Annotated in this window: 16 protein-coding genes and 2 pseudogenes; 2 read left to right on the forward strand and 16 right to left on the reverse strand. The window is 45.0% G+C overall.

Annotated features, from left to right (window positions below; genetic code table 11):
* Positions 1–75: 75 nt before the first annotated feature.
* The 6 genes from NXM86_RS11670 to yneA all read right to left on the reverse strand — a co-directional run bounded on the left by NXM86_RS11670 (position 76) and on the right by yneA (position 4,516).
* Positions 76–288 carry a YneF family protein gene (locus NXM86_RS11670; RefSeq protein ID WP_015863568.1) on the reverse strand — a complete coding sequence of 71 codons (213 nt, stop codon included), beginning with the start codon at positions 286–288 and terminating at the stop codon, positions 76–78.
* Between the two features lie 87 nt (positions 289–375).
* Positions 376–813 carry a sporulation inhibitor of replication protein SirA gene (gene sirA, locus NXM86_RS11675; protein WP_015863567.1) on the reverse strand — a complete coding sequence of 146 codons (438 nt, stop codon included), beginning with the start codon at positions 811–813 and terminating at the stop codon, positions 376–378.
* Between the two features lie 156 nt (positions 814–969).
* Positions 970–2,976: a transketolase gene (gene tkt / locus NXM86_RS11680; protein WP_328267060.1), complete on the reverse strand. Its 2,007-nt coding sequence runs from the start codon at positions 2,974–2,976 to the stop codon at positions 970–972.
* Between the two features lie 125 nt (positions 2,977–3,101).
* A complete protein-coding gene (locus NXM86_RS11685) occupies positions 3,102–3,332 on the reverse strand; it encodes a DUF896 domain-containing protein (protein WP_015863564.1) in 231 nt (76 codons plus the stop codon).
* Between the two features lie 206 nt (positions 3,333–3,538).
* On the reverse strand, positions 3,539–4,192 hold the full coding sequence (locus tag NXM86_RS11690; RefSeq protein ID WP_062677510.1) for a YneB family resolvase-like protein: 654 nt from the start codon (positions 4,190–4,192) through the stop codon (positions 3,539–3,541).
* 18 nt (positions 4,193–4,210) lie between these two features.
* A complete protein-coding gene (gene yneA, locus NXM86_RS11695) occupies positions 4,211–4,516 on the reverse strand; it encodes a cell division suppressor protein YneA (RefSeq protein WP_062677509.1) in 306 nt (101 codons plus the stop codon).
* 152 nt (positions 4,517–4,668) lie between these two features.
* On the opposite strand from yneA, the gene lexA reads away from it, so the two are divergent.
* Positions 4,669–5,292 (forward strand): transcriptional repressor LexA, encoded by a 624-nt coding sequence (gene lexA, locus NXM86_RS11700; protein WP_015863561.1) that lies wholly within the window; start codon positions 4,669–4,671, stop codon positions 5,290–5,292.
* Positions 5,293–5,348: 56 nt separating this feature from the next.
* Here lexA and glnA read toward each other — a convergent pair whose 3' ends face one another.
* From glnA to hflX, 4 genes are all read right to left on the reverse strand, one after another.
* On the reverse strand, positions 5,349–6,683 hold the full coding sequence (gene glnA / locus NXM86_RS11705; protein WP_498958068.1) for a type I glutamate--ammonia ligase: 1,335 nt from the start codon (positions 6,681–6,683) through the stop codon (positions 5,349–5,351).
* Between the two features lie 43 nt (positions 6,684–6,726).
* Entirely contained in the window at positions 6,727–7,140 is a 414-nt protein-coding gene (locus tag NXM86_RS11710; protein ID WP_062753276.1) for a MerR family transcriptional regulator, read from the reverse strand.
* A gap of 74 nt (positions 7,141–7,214) precedes the next feature.
* The gene (locus NXM86_RS11715) at positions 7,215–8,483 is read right to left on the reverse strand and encodes a methionine gamma-lyase family protein (RefSeq protein WP_498958069.1); all 1,269 of its coding nucleotides are present in this window, start codon (positions 8,481–8,483) and stop codon (positions 7,215–7,217) included.
* A gap of 16 nt (positions 8,484–8,499) precedes the next feature.
* Complete coding sequence (hflX, locus tag NXM86_RS11720) at positions 8,500–9,747, reverse strand: GTPase HflX (protein ID WP_081189001.1); 1,248 nt, start codon at positions 9,745–9,747, stop codon at positions 8,500–8,502.
* Between the two features lie 181 nt (positions 9,748–9,928).
* Between hflX and NXM86_RS11725 the strand changes: the two are divergent.
* Positions 9,929–10,547, forward strand: a pseudogene (locus tag NXM86_RS11725) (trimeric intracellular cation channel family protein).
* 40 nt (positions 10,548–10,587) lie between these two features.
* On the opposite strand, the gene NXM86_RS11730 reads toward NXM86_RS11725, so the two are convergent.
* From NXM86_RS11730 to NXM86_RS11755, 6 genes and pseudogenes are all read right to left on the reverse strand, one after another.
* Entirely contained in the window at positions 10,588–11,736 is a 1,149-nt protein-coding gene (locus tag NXM86_RS11730) for a thiolase family protein (RefSeq protein WP_498958070.1), read from the reverse strand.
* A gap of 18 nt (positions 11,737–11,754) precedes the next feature.
* Positions 11,755–12,606, reverse strand: coding sequence for a 3-hydroxyacyl-CoA dehydrogenase family protein (locus tag NXM86_RS11735; RefSeq protein ID WP_498958072.1), 852 nt, complete (start codon positions 12,604–12,606; stop codon positions 11,755–11,757).
* Between the two features lie 55 nt (positions 12,607–12,661).
* Positions 12,662–14,281 (reverse strand): long-chain fatty acid--CoA ligase, encoded by a 1,620-nt coding sequence (locus tag NXM86_RS11740; RefSeq protein ID WP_498958073.1) that lies wholly within the window; start codon positions 14,279–14,281, stop codon positions 12,662–12,664.
* A pseudogene (locus NXM86_RS11745) lies at positions 14,217–15,365 on the reverse strand (CaiB/BaiF CoA transferase family protein). The gene NXM86_RS11740 and the pseudogene NXM86_RS11745 overlap by 65 nt, the downstream one beginning before the upstream one ends.
* A 15-nt stretch (positions 15,366–15,380) precedes the next feature.
* Positions 15,381–16,526, reverse strand: coding sequence for an acyl-CoA dehydrogenase family protein (locus NXM86_RS11750; protein WP_081188995.1), 1,146 nt, complete (start codon positions 16,524–16,526; stop codon positions 15,381–15,383).
* Between the two features lie 15 nt (positions 16,527–16,541).
* Positions 16,542–18,101 (reverse strand): fatty acid--CoA ligase, encoded by a 1,560-nt coding sequence (locus NXM86_RS11755; RefSeq protein WP_081188994.1) that lies wholly within the window; start codon positions 18,099–18,101, stop codon positions 16,542–16,544.
* Between the last annotated feature and the right edge of the window lie 136 nt (positions 18,102–18,237).

Here is an 18,237-nt window from a genome sequence, read left to right on the forward strand (position 1 = left end):
TTGTAGCAAAAATAAAAAAATTTTGGAAGTTTATTTAAAATAAAAAGACACTCCGTTCCGAGTGCCTGTCCGTGTTTATTTTAGCTGATTGTTCATCATTTTCATCATTTGATTAATTTTTTTCTGGGATGGTGTCATCCCCATTTGCATCATCATCATCCGAATCATTTGTTCATTAATTGGCGGGTTTTTCTTTAAATAGTTCATCATCGTTTTACGGGCAATGAAAAATCCTAGCGCTGTTCCTGCAATAAGCGCTAGAACACCAACGAGAATCGTTGTCCACATACTATTACTTCCTCCTTCATGTTGTCTATCTAACAGTGTACTAAACCATGTGGTATTATACAATATTTCCTTACAAAAATCTTTTATTTACGCAAATTTTCTTCCGTCCATCAACGGAGTCAGCCAACCATAGTCGTCAAAATCGGCGCCGACCGCTAAAAAAGAAGGGGAAATTTGCGCAAGCGCGCGGCAAATGTCGTCAGCGATCGATGAACTGTCGGTGACGAGAAGCAGGCGGCGCTTTTGCACGATAAGCAACGCTTCATCCCCGATTTCATTTTTCAATATAAACATATTTCGCTCTAAATTTTTGCCGACGCTGCCGGCAAAATATTGTTTCAATCCTAATTCCAATCGGGAAAACGATAACCGTTCGGTAATAAATTCGACTTGTTTTCGGCAAATGCTTTTCAACGGCGCTTTTGCGCATTGATGCTCACGCAATAGCCCGACAATCTTTTCCGTACGATCGCGATAATAGCTTGCCACTTCTTCATTTAGCAAATAAATCCAATAGCGTACCATTTCCCATCCCCCGTTCCTTCTATTCGTTTATTTCTATTATAAGAAAACAAAAGGGAAAAATATGTCTATTAACGGAAAATTTTTTTGCTAACATTGTCGATTTTTCACATAACAAAAGCTGTCTTCACCAAAAAAGGCGAAGACAGCTTTTTCTTGTTATTTGTCAAGCAATGCTTTTACTCGTTTGACCACATTTTCTACTGTAAATCCGTACTCTTCCATGATTTTTTCTCCTGGTGCGGAAGCTCCGAAGCGGTCGATCGCTAAAATATCGCCTTCATCACCGACATAACGCTCCCAGCCGAGCGAAGCTGCCATTTCAATCGCTAAACGTTTTTTCACTGTACGTGGAAGCACTTGTTGTTTATACTCATCTGGTTGTTTTTCAAAACGATCCCATGATGGCATGCTGATGACAGAAACGTGAATGCCTTCTTCCGCTAATGCTTGTTGTGCTTTCACCGCAAGGCTTACCTCAGATCCAGACGCAAGCAATAATGCTTCTGGATTGCCGTTTTTCGCCTCAGATAGGACATAAGCACCTTTTTTCACGCCTTCGTATGCCCGTTCTGCCGTATTCGGCAATGTTGGGACATTTTGCCGCGTTAACACTAATGCGGTCGGTTGATCGGTTGACTCTACGGCTAAACGCCATGCAGCCGCCGTTTCATTCGCATCAGCCGGGCGAATGACTGATAAATTCGGCATCGCGCGCAGCGATGGCAAATGCTCGATCGGCTCATGCGTCGGCCCGTCTTCGCCAACAGCGATGCTGTCATGCGTAAGAACGTACGTCACTGGCAAGCCCATTAATGCAGCGAGGCGGATGGCAGGACGCAAATAATCAGAGAAAACAAAGAACGTACCGCCGAATACTTTTAAACCGCCATGTAATGCCATTCCGTTCATTGCTGCGCCCATCGCAAATTCACGCACGCCAAACCAAATGTTTCGCCCTTCATAGCTTTCTGGCGTAAAGTTTCCGGCGCCTTTAATTAATGTTTTATTGGAACTTGCAAGGTCAGCTGAACCGCCGATCAATTGCGGAACCGCTTTAGCAATTGCGTTTAGCACTTCTCCAGAAGATGCGCGCGTTGCCAGGCTTTTTCCTTCTTCATATACCGGAAGAGCTTTTTCCCATCCTTCTGGAAGTTCTCCGTTCATCGCTAATTTCAATTGTTTCGCCAAATCCGGATACGCTTTTTCGTATTGGGCAAATAGTTCATTCCATTCCGCTTCTTTTTTCTCTCCCGCTTCTTTTACTACTTGACGGAAGTGATCATATACTTCTTGCGGAACGTAAAAATCTTCTTCAAATGTCCATTTATACGCTTCTTTCGTAAGTTTTAACTCTTCCGCCCCAAGCGGAGCGCCGTGTACGTTAGATGTTCCAGCTTTATTTGGCGAACCGTAGCCAATGGTCGTTTTCACTTCAATCAATGTCGGACGAGTCGTGTCCGCTTTCGCTTCTTCAATGGCTTTAGCGATTTCCTCAATATTATTTCCATCTTCTACGCGCAAATATTGCCAGCCGTACGCTTTAAAGCGCTGTTCTACATTTTCAGAAAAGGAAAGGTTTAATTCTCCGTCAAGCGAAATATCGTTCGAGTCATAAAGAACGATAAGGCGGCCGAGTTTTAAATGTCCAGCTAATGACGCTGCTTCAGAGGCAACCCCTTCCATTAAGTCGCCATCGCCGCAAATCGCATACGTATAGTGGTTTATAATTTCAAAATTTTCCCGGTTATATGTAGCTGCTAAATGGCGCTCTGCCATTGCCATACCAACGGCCATCGCAATCCCCTGGCCGAGCGGACCAGTCGTTGCTTCTACCCCTGGTGTATGACCATATTCTGGATGTCCTGGCGTTTTGCTGCCCCATTGACGGAATTGTTTAATATCTTCCATGGAAACATCGTAACCGCTTAAATGAAGCAGGCTGTATAACAGCATCGATCCATGCCCTGCGGATAACACGAATCTGTCGCGGTTAAACCATTTCGGATTGCTTGGATTGTGATTCATAAATTTCGTCCAAAGTGTATATGCCATCGGTGCCGCTCCCATCGGCATTCCTGGATGACCCGATTTCGCTTTCTCGATGGCATCAATCGACAATGTTCGAATCGTCGTAATCGCTAATTCTTCGATTGTGTGCGTCATGTTTTTCATCCTTTCATCAACGTAGTGTCAATTCTATCATATAGAAAATGAAAGGAAATGTACAACTTATTTCTTTAGTTTATAAAAGAAAGCATCTTTATGTTTAGGATGCTTTCTTTTGCCTTTTAATGCAACCGGCTTTTTTGACTTTCTTTTAATTTTTTTGGTGTCACATCATTGCCATTGGGATCGATAACCGTTACGGAATGCAACATATCCTCCATCGCTTTGCGAAACACTTGGATGTATTCGCGGCGAAGCTGCTGCTGTTCAAGCGCTTCTTCCTTTGTTAAACCAGATGATTTCGCCTTTTTGGCCAACTCGTTAATTCGTGCCATTTTTTGCTTTGATAACATGTTTGCCTCCACCTATTATTGTATTGTTACGCTCTCATCTTATAGGACATAAATAGAAATCGCAACTATCTTGCTTCATCGCACGCTTGGGCATATTTTGATAAGACGTTTAAAATCCATGAATGCAAAAAGATCCGCCGCAAACGAAGAACAGATGCATCTTTATATAAAAAAGCAACGAAAAAGATTGTTTATTAACGATGCTTTCACATGGACGATGAATGAGAGTCCACATATTCTCGATAGCGGCGGTGAACGGTCGCTTTCGAAACATCGTAACCAAACCCGCGCAATGTCGCAGCAATTTCCGCAAACGTCAAACCGTTATGGCGCAGGCGGACGATTTCTTCAACAGGGAGATCGATTCGCTCCCTCCCAGCATTTTCGCCAATGTGCTTTAAATTTTGCTCAGGCCGGTACCCCTGCTCAATCGCCCGCCTCATTCCGCGCTTAATTTTTAAATTATGTATTTTCCGCTGATACTCTTCGACAATGCTAAGAATGTTTAATACCATCGAATCCGCCTCTGATAGCTGCATTTCACCGTTATGGGTGATCGTATATATTTTTACTCCCTCTTTTTGAATGCAGTGGAGAAGTGCGATTCTTGCATGGCCGCGTCCCAATCTTGTTTCATCTTGAATAAGAAGCGCATCAATCCGCTGCTCTTTCAATGTGGAAAGCAAGTCAAACACACCGTCTCTGTCTACTTCATAGCCGCTTGCTTGTTCCATAATGACTTTCACTACTTCAAAGCCGTGCTTTTCTGCAAGAAGCTCCAGTTCTTCTCTTTGGCGTTCCAGCGATGTCTCCTGCTCTCCTTTATCTGTGCTGACACGACAGTAAATAACCGCTTTCACTTTAACCACTCCATGATTTTATTTGCTGACGACTAACGATTTGTTTTCTTTTGATTTTAACACAGGAATAACGATTTTTTCACCGGCAACAATTCGCTGGCTTGACAAATGATTGACATCGATCACCCAGTTAATAAATTCCGTTGTCGAAAGTTGATGTTGTTCTTCATATTCCTTTGCCAGCTTCCATAGCGTGTCTCCCGATGCGACCGTAATTTCCATATATTTGTCTTTTTCGAGCGGTTTGTTCGCATATAAAAATCCCCCAATTACCATCAATAAGAGCGCCGAAAAAATAATATAATGCACAAACATGCGTTTCATGTTATCCCACCCCTTAAGAATATTTGTTCGGTTTTATCCTCATTATAATGAAGAACATTTGTTTGTGTCAATATAAATTTCGAACTTATGTTTGTTTTTTTAATGCCTGCATGCTATAATGTAAACAAATGATGTGGTAAGAGGTGTGTAGGATGACGAAACTATCAAAGCGGCAACAGCAAATTTTGGATTTTATTAAAAAAGAAGTAAAAACAAAGGGCTACCCTCCTTCTGTCCGCGAAATCGGCGAAGCAGTCGGACTTGCTTCCAGCTCCACCGTACACGGGCATTTAGCACGTCTCGAAAGCAAAGGATATATTCGCCGCGATCCAACAAAGCCGCGAGCCATTGAAATTTTGGATGCAGATTTTTCTGCTTCCAATCAAACAGACGATGTCATCTCCGTGCCGATCATTGGCAAAGTGACGGCCGGTCAGCCGATTACAGCCATTGAAAACATTGAAGATTATTTTCCGCTGCCAAAACGGCTCGTTTCATCGGAAGATCACGTTTTTATGCTTGAAGTGATGGGAGACAGCATGATTGAAGCAGGTATTTTAGATGGAGATTATGTGATTGTGCGCCAACAGCAATCCGCGGATAACGGAGATATCGTTGTGGCAATGACAGAAGACAATGAGGCGACGGTAAAGCGGTTTTTTAAAGAGAAAGATCATATTCGCCTGCAGCCGGAAAACTCTAATTTAGAACCAATTATCGTCCGCGATTGTACGATTCTCGGCAAAGTAATCGGCGTCTATCGCGTCATTCACTAAGCATTTATACAAACAAAGGCTATCTCGCATCATGAAGCGAGATAGCCTTTTGCCTTTTAATAGAGTTCCATATATTGATCGCGTTCCCATTGATGAACAGCAGTTCGGAACATATCCCATTCGATTTCTTTCGCTTCGACGAAATGTTCGAATAAATGTTTTCCGAGCGCTTGAACGATTACTTCGTCCGATTTTAAGTTTTCGAGCGCTTCCGCCAATGTCGCTGGCAAGTCAACAATTCCTTCTTCTAGGCGTTCTTCTTTTGTCATCACGTAAATGTTGCGGTCCACTGGAGCCGGAGGAGTTAATTTGTTTTTAATTCCGTCTAGTCCAGCTGCTAACAATACTGCCATTGCTAAATAAGGGTTGGCCGATGGATCCACGTTGCGCACCTCAATGCGCGTGCTCATTCCACGTGAAGATGGAATACGGATCAGCGGGCTGCGGTTGCGAGCGGACCATGCAACATAACATGGCGCTTCATATCCAGGAACAAGACGTTTGTATGAGTTCACCGTTGGGTTTGTCACCGCCGTAAAGTTTGGCGCATGTTTCAGCACACCAGCAATAAATTGACGCGCCGTATCGCTTAATTGCAAGTCGCCATTTGGATCGAAAAACGCGTTTTCATTATTTCTAAATAAAGATAAATTGCAGTGCATTCCAGAACCGTTAATGCCGAAGATCGGTTTCGGCATAAATGTTGCATGAAGACCGTGTTTGCGTGCAATGGTTTTGACAACAAGCTTAAATGTTTGAATGTCGTCGCACGCTTTTACCGCATCGGCGTATTTAAAGTCAATTTCGTGCTGGCCAGGCGCCACTTCATGGTGCGAAGCTTCAATTTCAAATCCCATTTCTTCTAATTCAAGAACGATATCACGACGACAGTTTTCTCCTAAATCGGTTGGCGCCAAGTCAAAATAACCGCCTTGGTCGTTCAATTCAAGGGTGGGACGCCCATTTTCATCGAGTTTAAACAGGAAGAATTCTGGCTCTGCACCTAGATTGAAAGCGGTAAATCCGAGCGCTTCCATCTCTTTTAACATCCGCTTTAAGTTATAGCGTGGACACCCTTCAAACGGAGTACCATCTGCCTTATAGATGTCACAAATAAAGCGGGCTACTTTTCCTTTTCCCGCCGTCCACGGGAAAATAACGAACGTATCTAAATCAGGATATAAGTACATATCCGATTCTTCGATACGGACAAATCCTTCGATCGATGAACCGTCGAACATCATTTTGTTGTCTAGTGCTTTTTCTAGCTGGCTGATTGGAATTTCTACGTTTTTGACGGTGCCAAGAATATCGGTAAATTGCAGACGGATATACTTGACGTTTTCTTCTTTGACGATGCGCATAATATCTTCTCTTGTGTACTTTGCCATTTCTAAACTCCTCCCCGGCTCCCAATTTTATGAAGAACGATTATTAATGAAAGAAGCGAGCGAGATCTCCTTGGCGTAGTGATGCACGATGAAATCGGCCTGCTTGCATGAGTTCCGTTCGCAAAATTTCACGCAATTCCTCATCGGATAATCTTTGGTTCACCATTTTTTCCATTTTTTCCACTTTTTCTGTTTGTTCTTTATTCTTATCCGATTGTCGCGCTGCAAAAATTTGCTTGATGCCAGCCAAGTTTACTCCTTGATCAATCAGGTCTTTAATTTCAAGAAGGCGATCGATATCGTTTAGTGAAAATAAACGGCGATTCCCTTCTGTACGCGCTGGAGAAACAAGGCCATGCTCCTCGTAATAACGGATTTGACGAGCAGACAATTCTGTTAATTGCATCACTATCCCAATCGGAAACAATGGCATGGAACGACGAATGTTGCTATTCATGCCAATTCCTCCTCGCTTATGATAATTTATTTTACATCACGTTAGAATACATGTCAATGAAATGTTAGATTTCCTTACAAAGAAAGTAATTGTTTTTCCATTAACTGATCAATCGCCGTACAAATAGCGATTTTCACATGAGAGTACGTTAATCCTCCTTGTACATAAGCAACATATGGAGGCCGAATCGGACCGTCCGCAGTTAATTCAATGCTCGCTCCTTGAATAAACGTTCCTGCCGCCATAATGACGTCGTCTTCATAGCCGGGCATATAGCTTGGGTACGGAGTAAAATGTGCGTTTACCGGAGAGGAAAATTGTATCGCTTGGCAAAACGCGATCATTTGTTCCGGATCCTCAAATTGTACTGACTGAACTAAATCCGTCCGCTTCGCATCCCAAGACGGCTGCGTGTTTAAACCAATTCGCTCAAGCATCGCCGCTGTAAAAACCGCTCCTTTTAACGCTTGGCCAACGATATGAGGAGCTAAGAAAAACCCTTGATACATTTCATGTAAGCTATATAAAGTCGGACCTGCTTCGGCGCCGATGCCCGGAGAGGTCATGCGATACGAGCATGCCTGCACATATTCTTTTTTTCCAACGATATAGCCTCCCGTTTTCGCAATTCCTCCGCCGGGATTTTTAATCAGCGATCCCGCCATTAAGTCTGCACCGACGTGGCATGGTTCTTTTTCTTCGACAAATTCGCCATAACAATTGTCGACGAAGACAACGACATCCGGCTTGATCGCTTTTACAAACGAGATCATTTCGCTTATTTCTTCAATCGTAAATGATGGCCGCGTAGCATATCCTCTCGAACGCTGAATGCCGATCATTTTTGTCCGCTCATTAATCGCGTTTTTGACGGCATCAAAGTCAACGCGGCCTTCTGTTGTCAGCGGCACGCTTTGATAATGAATATGAAATTCCTTTAATGAGCCGACACCACGGCCGCGAATGCCAACAATTTCTTCTAACGTATCATATGGGTTTCCGGTAATATAAAGCAGCTCATCACCTGGCCTGAGAATGCCGAATAAAGCAATGGAAATCGCATGTGTTCCTGAAATAATTTGCGGACGGACAATCCCCGCTTCAGCTCCGAATACGTCCGCATATATTTGTTCGAGCGTATCGCGGCCGATGTCATCATATCCATACCCTGTTGATGGAATGAAATGGCTGTCACTCACTTTATGACGCCGAAAACTTTCTAATACCCGATATTGATTGATATCGATCCGTTCATCAATTTCATTGTGGATTGGTGCAATTTGTGCTTCGATTTCTTTCACAAGTGCAGCGATTTTTTCTCCATGTCGTAACTGTGTGAACATATGATGACCCTTTCTATTATTGATATTGTTGCAATTGTCCATATAACGGATGTTTTGGCATTATATAGCCTTTACATTCATACATACCGCTTTCTTCATTATAATGCAACTCACGTAAAATCGTTTCCGCTTTTAACTGAGCAAGCAGTCTCCCCTCATTGCTCGGAATCGATACATGATAATGAACCATTTGCTTCATCATCGTCTCTTCAATAAATTGCCGCAGCCTGTGTAAATCGTGCGCGTCAAAAGCGCTGATGATGATTGCATCTGTTTTTGTACTTGGCACAAAGTTACGATGGGCAATATCCCGTTTGTTGTAGATGGTAACGATCGGAATGGCCGAGACGCCCAGCTCATCAAGCAATTCGTAAACCGTCTGTTCATGATTGTAATAATCTGGATTCGATGAATCAACAATGTGCAAAATTAAGTCTGCTTCTTTTACCTCCTCGAGCGTGGAACGAAACGCCGCTACTAACGTTGTCGGCAAATCTTGAATAAAACCGACCGTATCCGTTAAGAGCGCGGTATAGCCGCTTGGAAGTGTTATTTTTCTCGTCAGCGGGTCGAGGGTGGCAAACAATAAATTTTCTTCGAATGAATCCGCATCAGTCAAGCGATTAAACAGCGTCGATTTTCCCGCGTTCGTATAACCGACAAGAGAAATTTGAAAAACGTGATTTTTTTTGCGGCGTTCTCGGTATCGCTCGCGATGCTCGGCAACCAATTTCAATTGTGTTTTAATTTCATCGATGCGCCGATAAATATGCCGGCGGTCCGTTTCTAACTTTGTTTCCCCCGGTCCTCTTGTTCCGATCCCGCCGCCAAGGCGAGACAACTCCGTTCCTTGTCCGCTTAAACGCGGCAATAAATATTGCAATTGCGCAAGCTCTACTTGCAGTTTTCCTTCTTTGGAACGTGCGCGTTGCGCGAATATATCTAAAATAAGCTGTGTCCGGTCAATAATGCGTACGGATAGCTGCCTTGACAAGTTGCGGTTTTGACTCGGTGATAATTCATCATTAAAAATAACGACATCTGGCTCTAATTGTTCGACAAGGTGAGCAAGTTCTTCTACTTTTCCTTTTCCGATATATGTCGCTGGATGGATCGCTTCCCGCTTTTGCGTAACGGTCATGATGACTTCGCCGTTTGCGGTATGCACTAGCGACGCTAATTCTTCCATGGAATAAAAAAACCGTTCATCATCGATATGGGGAAGTTGACATCCGACTAAAATCACTTTTTCACGTTCGTTCAATGCAGCACCTTCTTTCCATCAGCGTAACTCAACCTGCATCCATCATAACAAATCTTGCCGCAAATCGCTATTATAACGAGCATACAGCTTGTCATCATATCGAATGTAGTTTGAAGGATTGATTTTCCGTTTATATCACCGTACAATGTTACCGTACAACGAGAATGAAAGGAATGCACTTATGACATGGGAAGTGTTAAGCATCATTGGCACGATTGCCTTTGCGATTAGCGGTGCGATTGTCGCTATGGAAGAAGAGTATGATTTACTTGGCGTTTACATTCTTGGCATCGTCACCGCGTTTGGCGGCGGCGCCATTCGCAATTTGTTAATCGGCGTGCCAGTATCGGCGTTATGGGAGCAAGGAACGTTGTTTCTTATCGCGTTATTGGCAATGACCATCGTTTATTTATTTCCAAAAAACATTGGTACATTGGAAACGGTGGGGAAATTTTTTTGATGCGCTCGGCCTTTCGGCGTTTGCCATTCAAGGAGCGCTTTATGCTGTAAAAATGAACCATCCGTTAAGCGCGGTGGTTGTTGCCGCGGTGCTCACGGGAAGCGGCGGCGGAATTATCCGTGACATCCTTGCCGGCAGAAAACCGCTAGTGCTCCGCTCGGAGATTTACGCGGCATGGGCGATTGTCGCCGGCGTAGCGGTCGGAACAAAACTTGCCTCCACCCCCGTCGAGCTTTATATATTGTTTGTTGTTGTCACGCTTTTAAGAATTTTATCGTACACGTATAATTGGAAACTTCCGCATCGTTCATTGCGGAATCAATCCACGGATCAGTACTAAAAACTAAAAAGAACCGGCGCATTGATAGCGCCGGTTTTTGTTACAGCCGTTCGATGATGGTTGCGGTAGCCATCCCGTGACCGATGCAAATCGTCAGCAATCCATATTTGCCGTTGCGCCGCTCGAGTTCGTAAACAAGCGATGTCATTAATTTCGCTCCGGTCGCTCCTAACGGATGGCCTAACGCGATTGCGCCGCCGTTTACGTTCACTTTGGAAAGCGGAGCGCCAATTTCTTTTTGCCACGCTAATACAACAGGGGCAAACGCTTCGTTAATTTCGATTAAATCGATATCATCAATCGTTAATCCTGCTTTTTGAAGCACCTTTTTTGTTGCCGGAATCACACCGTCAAGCATATATGTCGGATCGGAGCCGACGACTGTTTGCGCAATGATCTTCGCTTTTGGCGTTACGCCAAGCTTCCACGCTGTTTCTTTTTCCATTAATAGCACCGCAGCCGCCCCGTCGCTCATTTGGCTCGCATTGCCTGCTGTAATTTTTCCGTTTTCCCGAAAGACAGGCCTTAGTGAAGCGAGCGCTTCTGGCGATGTATCGCGGCGCGGTCCTTCATCACTTGTTACTATTATCACGTTTCCGTCCTTATCCAAACCTTCCACGGGCACAATTTCTTGATCAAATATCCCTTGTTCTTGCGCCCGAATCGCGCGCTGATGACTTTCGTATGCATATGCGTCCAGCTGCTCGCGCGTCAGCCCGTACTTTTCGGCGATTAATTCCGCAGAAACGCCCTGATGGACAAATTCGTATTTTTCATGGAGCGACGGCGGAATCGTTTTTTCGTTTCCATCGCTTAAAATCGGCACCTTCGTCATGCTTTCGACGCCGGCAGCAATCGTAATGTCCATATCGCCAGAGCGAATTTCTTGGGCAGCAAAATGAATTGCCTGCTGCCCTGACCCGCACATCCGATTGATTTGCACGGCTGGCACTTCGATTGGAAATCCCGCCTCCAGCGCAGCAAGCCGCCCAATATTGTATCCTTGCTCTGCAATGGGCGTGACACATCCCATCACAATATCTTCGACAAGCCGTTTTTCGATTCCAGCTCTTTTTACGACTTCATTGAGCACCGTTGACGCTAAATGAACGGGATGTACGTTGCGAAACACGCCGTTTCGCTTGCCGACTGGCGTGCGCACGGCTTCGACAATGACAACTTCTCTCATCGCCTTTCCTCCTTTCGTCTATTCGTTGTACGTATAAAATCCTTTTCCTGTTTTTCTTCCTAAATGTCCTGCTTCCACCAGCTTGCGCAAAATTTGCGGCGCCCGGAAACGGTCTCCGTAAGCTTCGGTTAAATTTTCGCTAACAAACAGCATTGTGTCTAATCCGACCATATCGGCTAGCTCCAACGGCCCCATCGGATAGTTCAATCCAAGACGAACCGCTTTATCAATATCCTCGGCGGATGCGACTCCTTCTTCATACATGCGGATGCACTCGATCATATGTGCGGCAATCGCTCTTGTCGTGACAAACCCTTGTCGGTCTTTGACAACAACCGTTTCTTTGCCGATTTCTTCGGACAACTGTTGAATAACTGCTACCGTCTCTTCGGATGTCGTCTCTCCTTTAACGATTTCAATCAGCTTCATAACAGGGGCTGGATTAAACCAATGCATGCCGATCACTTTATCCGGTCTTGTCGTCGCCGCGGCAATTGCTGTCACGCTTAATTCTGATGTGTTCGTTGCTAAGATGGCCTCCCGTTTCGTATAACGGTCTAACTTCTGAAATACGTCTTTCTTTAACGATAAATCTTCCGGCACCGCTTCAATGACGACATCCGCCCCCTCTACCACTTCTTGCAAATCAGTGCCAGTGCGAATGCGCTGCAACGTTTGCTGCGCATCTTGTTCGGTTAATTTTCCCGCTTTTACAAACCGGGACAAGCTTTTTTGAATCGAAGCAATCCCTTTCTCAAGGGCCGCTTCGGAAATATCGTATAAACGGACGCTTTTTTTCGCCATCGCTACCGACTGGGCAATGCCGCTTCCCATTAATCCAGCACCAACCACTGCAATCGTCTTTGCCATAACGTCTCCTCCATTCAAAGTTCAAGTCTATCGCTCGTTTATGGCACATCATTTGTTATTGAGAATTCTTACTAGAATAATAGTTTTGCAGCTCCTCACGCAGCTTCCGTTTTAAAAATTTTCCGACGCTCGTTTTTGGTATTTCTTTCATAAAGACAATGTCATCCGGCAGCCACCATTTTGTAAACTGCGGCCGCAAAAAGTCATAAAGCTCTTCTTTCGTCACCGTTTTTCCTTCTTTTAAAACGACACATGCAATCGGGCGTTCTTGCCATTTCGGATGCGGCACAGCGACAACTGCCGCTTCAAACACCGCTTCATGCGCCATTAACGCATTTTCTAAATCAACGGAAGAAATCCACTCTCCACCGCTTTTAATCACATCTTTCGTGCGGTCCACAATTTTGACAAACCCTTCTTCATCGACATTGACGACATCCCCTGTATGCAGCCATCCGTCACGGAACGCCTCTCTTGTCCGGTCGTCATTATAATATTCCGCCGCAATCCACGGACCGCGCAAACATAGCTCGCCCATTTCTTTTCCGTCCCAGCGCACCTCCCCGTCCTTGCCAATCACTTTCATTTCCACACCTGGGACAAGAATGCCCTGTTTTGCACGGAATTCTAATTGTTCCTCATAAGGCAAGTTTTGCTGATAGCTTTTTGGACGCGATACTAGAACGAGCGGGCTTGTTTCTGTCATGCCATAGGCGTGGATAAACGGGATATTGTATTTTTCTTCAAACGCGCGGATCACTCCTTTTGGCGCCGCCGAACCGCCGCATACGATCCGCGTTAAACTGCTTACATCATAGTTTCCTTTTTCTAATTCTTGCAACAAACCGAGCCAAATAGTCGGCACTCCCGCAGTCACGGTCACTTTTTCTGTTTCAATTAATTCTGCCAATACTTTCGGCGTAAATGCCGGTCCAGGCATAACTAATGTAGTACCAAACCATGTCGCTGCAAATGGAATGCCCCATGCATTGACATGGAACATCGGTACGACCGGCATCGCTACGTCTTTTTCCGATAATCCTAGTGTATCTGCTAATCCAAGCGCCATGCTGTGCAGTACCGTGCTGCGATGCGTATACACAACCCCTTTTGGATTTCCAGTTGTTGCTGATGTATAACACATTCCAGCCGGCTCGTATTCATCTAGATCTTTTTTAAACGGAAATTTCGGATCTCCTTGTTCCAATAATTTTTCATAATGGTAAACAGGAGAAAGCGTTGTTTCTGGAAGTTCCGCTTCATCCGTCATAATGATAAAAGCACGTACGTTTGGAATATTGTCTTTCACTGCTTCAATCGCTGGAAGCAAATCATCGTCGATTAACAATACACGGTCGTCAGCATGATTAATAATATAGGCAATATGCTGCGGCGACAGACGGATATTAATCGTATGCAGCACCGCGCCGATTCCTGGTATCGCAAAATACGCTTCCAAATGACGATGATGATTCCAGGCAAACGTCCCGACGCGGTCGCCGACGGAAACACCCAAACTTGTCAATACGCTGGCAAGCCTTCTTGTCCGCTCACCGATTTCTTTATATGTATGGCGGACAATGCCACGTTTCATGCGGGAAACGACTTGTTTAGCCGGAAAGAACATTTCCGCTCTTTCTAACATTGTCGAAATGTTTAATGGCACTTTCATCATTATGCATCACTCCCTCTTTCGCAATTGGTCTCCATGTTCATTCAGTGACGGCGCCTTTTTTTCGTTTTTGTAATAATGTTTCGTCATAACGGGTCGCCACTTCTATGCGCCGGCCGGCAATATGAATCATCTTCCGGTAGCTGTCTCTTGCAAATAACGATTTCGCTTCATCTGTTTCCAACACAGGAGCAAGGCAGCAATCTACCGTTTGGCTAAATTCGATCCATTCTTGAAGCGTTTTCGTTTGAAATAAGCGCACAATTTCTAGAAAAATTGGATTTTCTTCTTTTGCGGGCGAATAATGATACGAGATCCATTCCGGCTTTTCGACAGCATGGCAAAAGTTTTCCCAAAATTTTTTCTCAAGCGCCGCAAGGCTCACATATCGCCCGTCTTTCGTTTCGTACAAGTGATAGGAAACGATCGTGCCAGCAAGCTCGGCGATGCCGTTTTTTCTTCCTGTATCATGCTCGATGACAAAATGATTCGTCATCATCGAAAGCAAGCCATCGACTAACGAAAGGTCAATATACGTTCCTTTTCCGGTTCGTTCACGGTGATATAACGCGGCGACGATTTGTTCGACAGCATGGATGCTCCCGATCAAATCGGCAAGCGTAATCGCCGGATGAACAGGGCGCCCTTCTTTATCTTTTAGCTGCGCCAACACGCCGGTAATCGCCATATAATTTAAATCGTGGCTTCCAAGTAAACTATACTTGCTCTGTTGACCGAAGCCGCTAATCGAACAGTAAATGATCGTTTCGTTGATTGCAGAGACATCTTCATAACTTAAACCAAGCCGTTTCATCACTCCCGGACGGAAGCTTTCGATGATGACATCGGCCTTTTGGATCAGCTGTTTTGCCGTCTGTAAATCTTTTTCGTTTTTTAAGTCAAGGGCGATGCTTTTTTTGCCTGCATTGTTTGCGCGAAACACACACTCCTCCGAAAGTGAACGCATCATATCTCCCGTTTTCGGTTCAATTTTGATGACTTCTGCTCCTAAATCAGCCAAACGCAGGCTGGCGAATGGACCAGGAAGGTAGTGGGAAAAATCGATGACCGTTACTCCGTCTAACACATCGTCACCTTCTTTCTATAAATCTAAGGTTCTTGCAATAATCGTTTTCATCATTTCATTCGTCCCAGCGTAAATCGCGCTGACCGGAATATCTCGGTAGCGTCTGGCAATCTCGTATTCTTCCATATACCCATAGCCGCCATGCAACTGCATGCTTTCTGCAGCGATTCGTTTCGCCATTTCCGTAATCCACCATTTCGCCATCGAAACATGTGTCACCACATTCTTCCCTTGCATATGCTCTTCAATGACACGGTCGACAAACGTCCGGCCAATGGCAATTTCCGTTGCCATTTCGGCAAGTCGGAATTGGACGGTTTGAAACTCGCTAATTCGTTTTCCAAATGCGGACCGCTGCTTTACGTACTGCTTTGTCAATTCAAACATTACTTCCGCTGCCGTTTGCGCGGCAATCGCCACAACAAGCCGCTCTTGCTGCAGCTTTTCCATTAAGTAATAGAATCCTTTTCCCTCTTCTCCAAGCAAGTTTTCTTTTGGCACTTTTGCGTCATTAAAAAACAATTCTGCCGTATCTTGTGCGTGCAGCCCGACTTTGTCAAGCTTTCGTCCGCGCGTAAATCCTGGGGTATCGCGCTCAACAACAAGAAGGCTGATACCTTTATGCGGTGGTTTGGCATTTGGATTCGTTTTGCAGGCAACGACGACTAAATCGGCATGAATGCCGTTTGTAATAAACGTTTTTTGACCGTTGACAATATAGTAATCCCCATCTTTGATTGCCGTTGTGGAAATCCCAGCCAAATCCGACCCCGCTCCCGGCTCGGTCATCGCGATCGCGGTAATGATTTCACCGGATACGCATTTCGGAAGCCACTTTCGTTTTTGTTCTTCCGTACCGTAAGAAGCAAGATACGGAACGACAATATCATTATGCAAGCCGATGCCGACCATGCTCGCCCCAACTTTTTCTAACTCCTCGTTGATCACTACCGAATACGCAAAATCAGCGTTGAAACCGCCGTATTCCTCATCAACCCACGGGCAGAGAAATCCGTTTTCTCCCATTTTCGTCCAAAACGAACGGGGAATGATTCCTTTCTTTTCCCATTCGGAATAGTATGGATATGCTTCTTTTTCTAAAAACTTGCGAAACGCATCACGGAAAATGTGATGTTCTTCGCGTAAATATGCGGCTGTCATCACATCCCCTCGCTTTCAGCTTTTGGCAGCGTTTTTCACTTGCTCGCGGAGCAAAAACTTTTGGATTTTCCCGCTTGCGTTTCTCGGCAGTGCGTCGACAAAATAATATGCGCGCGGCCGCTTGTAAGGAGCAAGACGATCGCTAGTTTTGCAAAATTGCTCCAAGTCCTCCTCCGTCACATTCGGATCTTTCTTTACAACAAACGCAACAACTTTTTCTCCCCATATTTCATCCGGCTCACCGACAACAGCAACATCCAGCACGCCAGGGTGTTCGTATAGCACATCTTCGACTTCACGCGGGTAAACGTTTTCCCCGCCGCTGATAACCATGTCATCGACACGGTCCGCGACATACAAATACCCCTCTTCATCCATATATCCTAAATCGCCGGAATGATACCAGCCTTTATACATCGCCTTTGCAGTCGCTTCCTCCCGATTGTAATAGCCGACCATCATACACGGCCCTCTCATAATAATTTCGCCGACTTCTCCCGGCGGAAGCACGTCATCCGGGTCGGACGGGCCATCTTCCCGCGGCTTGACGATACGAACTTCATGATTTAGGCAGGCGCGCCCGGCAGAACCGGCTTTTGTCAACTGTTCATCTTCGAGCAAAAACGTCACCGCCGGCCCCATTTCCGTCATGCCGTACGCTTGAATAAGATCAATGCCCAACCGTTCTTTACATTCCTTGACAAGAACAGGAGCCATTGGGGCGGCGCCGTACAATCCGAGGCGAAGCGATGATAAATCGTAAGCTCTAAGATTCTCTTGCAAAAGCATATTCCACATCGTCGGTGCGGCGAACAACAACGTAATTTTTTCTTGTTCAATCGTTTTTAATACTAACTTCGGATCAAAATGATGAAGAATGATATTCGCGGCACCCGCGTGAACGCGCGGCAAAAAGCAGCAATGCAGCTCCGCGCAATGAAACATCGGTGCGCTGACAAGCCCACGGTCCGTATCGCGAATGCGCATGACGGCATTACAAATCATGCTTTGTTCAATCATATCGCGATGGCGGTGCAGCACTCCTTTTGGTCTGCCGGTTGTTCCGCTTGTATACATCATCGCGTAAATGTCACTTTCGAACACTTCAATCGATGGAGCTGTTGTTTGCGCATTGCTGACCAGAGCGTGGTAGTTGGCGGCATAAGACGGCGTATCATCGTCGATGTACCAAAACAAAATGTGCGGGAACTCATGATGAATGCTTGCAATTTGCGGTTCGACCGCTTTTTCAAACAACACGACTTTCGGCGTCGCATCTTCTAAAATGTAAGCGATTTCTTTTGACTTCAAACGAAAATTAATCGGGTTGAAAATCGCGCCAATTTTCGCGCAGGCAAAAAATGCAGTGCCAAGCTCCAATGTGTTGAATAAAACGGTCGATACACGGTCCCCTTTTTGAACACCAGCTTCTAAAAGCGCGTTCGCAAGACGATGCACTTCTTTTTCCCACTGTTCGTACGTATAGCGTCGTCCCTTCGCCATATCGACAACCGCTTCTTTTTTCGGAAATTTCCTCACCGTCTGGGCAAACACTTCTCCAATCGTCATGTACAAGCGCCATACCCCCTTTATCGTTCTAAAGTATCTTTATTATCTTACTGAATTAATAGTAAGAATATACATAATGAAATAAATATACTAACTATTCAGAAAATTAATGATCCACTTGCCTTACTTATTTCTATTCTAC

This window comes from Geobacillus sp. CX412 (assembly GCF_027942335.1).
Lineage (GTDB): Bacteria > Bacillota > Bacilli > Bacillales > Anoxybacillaceae > Parageobacillus_B > Parageobacillus_B toebii.

What these genes read in the sequence shown, in the direction of transcription:
- NXM86_RS11735 (WP_498958072.1), bottom strand. Translation starts at nt 12,606, where the DNA reads ATGGCAAAGACGATTGCAGTGGTTGGTGCTGGATTAATGGGAAGCGGC.
- glnA (WP_498958068.1), bottom strand. Translation starts at nt 6,683, where the DNA reads ATGGCAAAGTACACAAGAGAAGATATTATGCGCATCGTCAAAGAAGAA.
- lexA (WP_015863561.1), top strand. Translation starts at nt 4,669, where the DNA reads ATGACGAAACTATCAAAGCGGCAACAGCAAATTTTGGATTTTATTAAA.
- yneA (WP_062677509.1), bottom strand. Translation starts at nt 4,516, where the DNA reads ATGAAACGCATGTTTGTGCATTATATTATTTTTTCGGCGCTCTTATTG.
- NXM86_RS11685 (WP_015863564.1), bottom strand. Translation starts at nt 3,332, where the DNA reads ATGTTATCAAAGCAAAAAATGGCACGAATTAACGAGTTGGCCAAAAAG.
- NXM86_RS11670 (WP_015863568.1), bottom strand. Translation starts at nt 288, where the DNA reads ATGTGGACAACGATTCTCGTTGGTGTTCTAGCGCTTATTGCAGGAACA.
- tkt (WP_328267060.1), bottom strand. Translation starts at nt 2,976, where the DNA reads ATGACGCACACAATCGAAGAATTAGCGATTACGACGATTCGAACATTG.
- NXM86_RS11750 (WP_081188995.1), bottom strand. Translation starts at nt 16,526, where the DNA reads ATGACAGCCGCATATTTACGCGAAGAACATCACATTTTCCGTGATGCG.
- NXM86_RS11730 (WP_498958070.1), bottom strand. Translation starts at nt 11,736, where the DNA reads ATGAGAGAAGTTGTCATTGTCGAAGCCGTGCGCACGCCAGTCGGCAAG.
- NXM86_RS11710 (WP_062753276.1), bottom strand. Translation starts at nt 7,140, where the DNA reads ATGAATAGCAACATTCGTCGTTCCATGCCATTGTTTCCGATTGGGATA.
- NXM86_RS11715 (WP_498958069.1), bottom strand. Translation starts at nt 8,483, where the DNA reads ATGTTCACACAGTTACGACATGGAGAAAAAATCGCTGCACTTGTGAAA.
- NXM86_RS11740 (WP_498958073.1), bottom strand. Translation starts at nt 14,281, where the DNA reads ATGATGAAAGTGCCATTAAACATTTCGACAATGTTAGAAAGAGCGGAA.
- sirA (WP_015863567.1), bottom strand. Translation starts at nt 813, where the DNA reads ATGGTACGCTATTGGATTTATTTGCTAAATGAAGAAGTGGCAAGCTAT.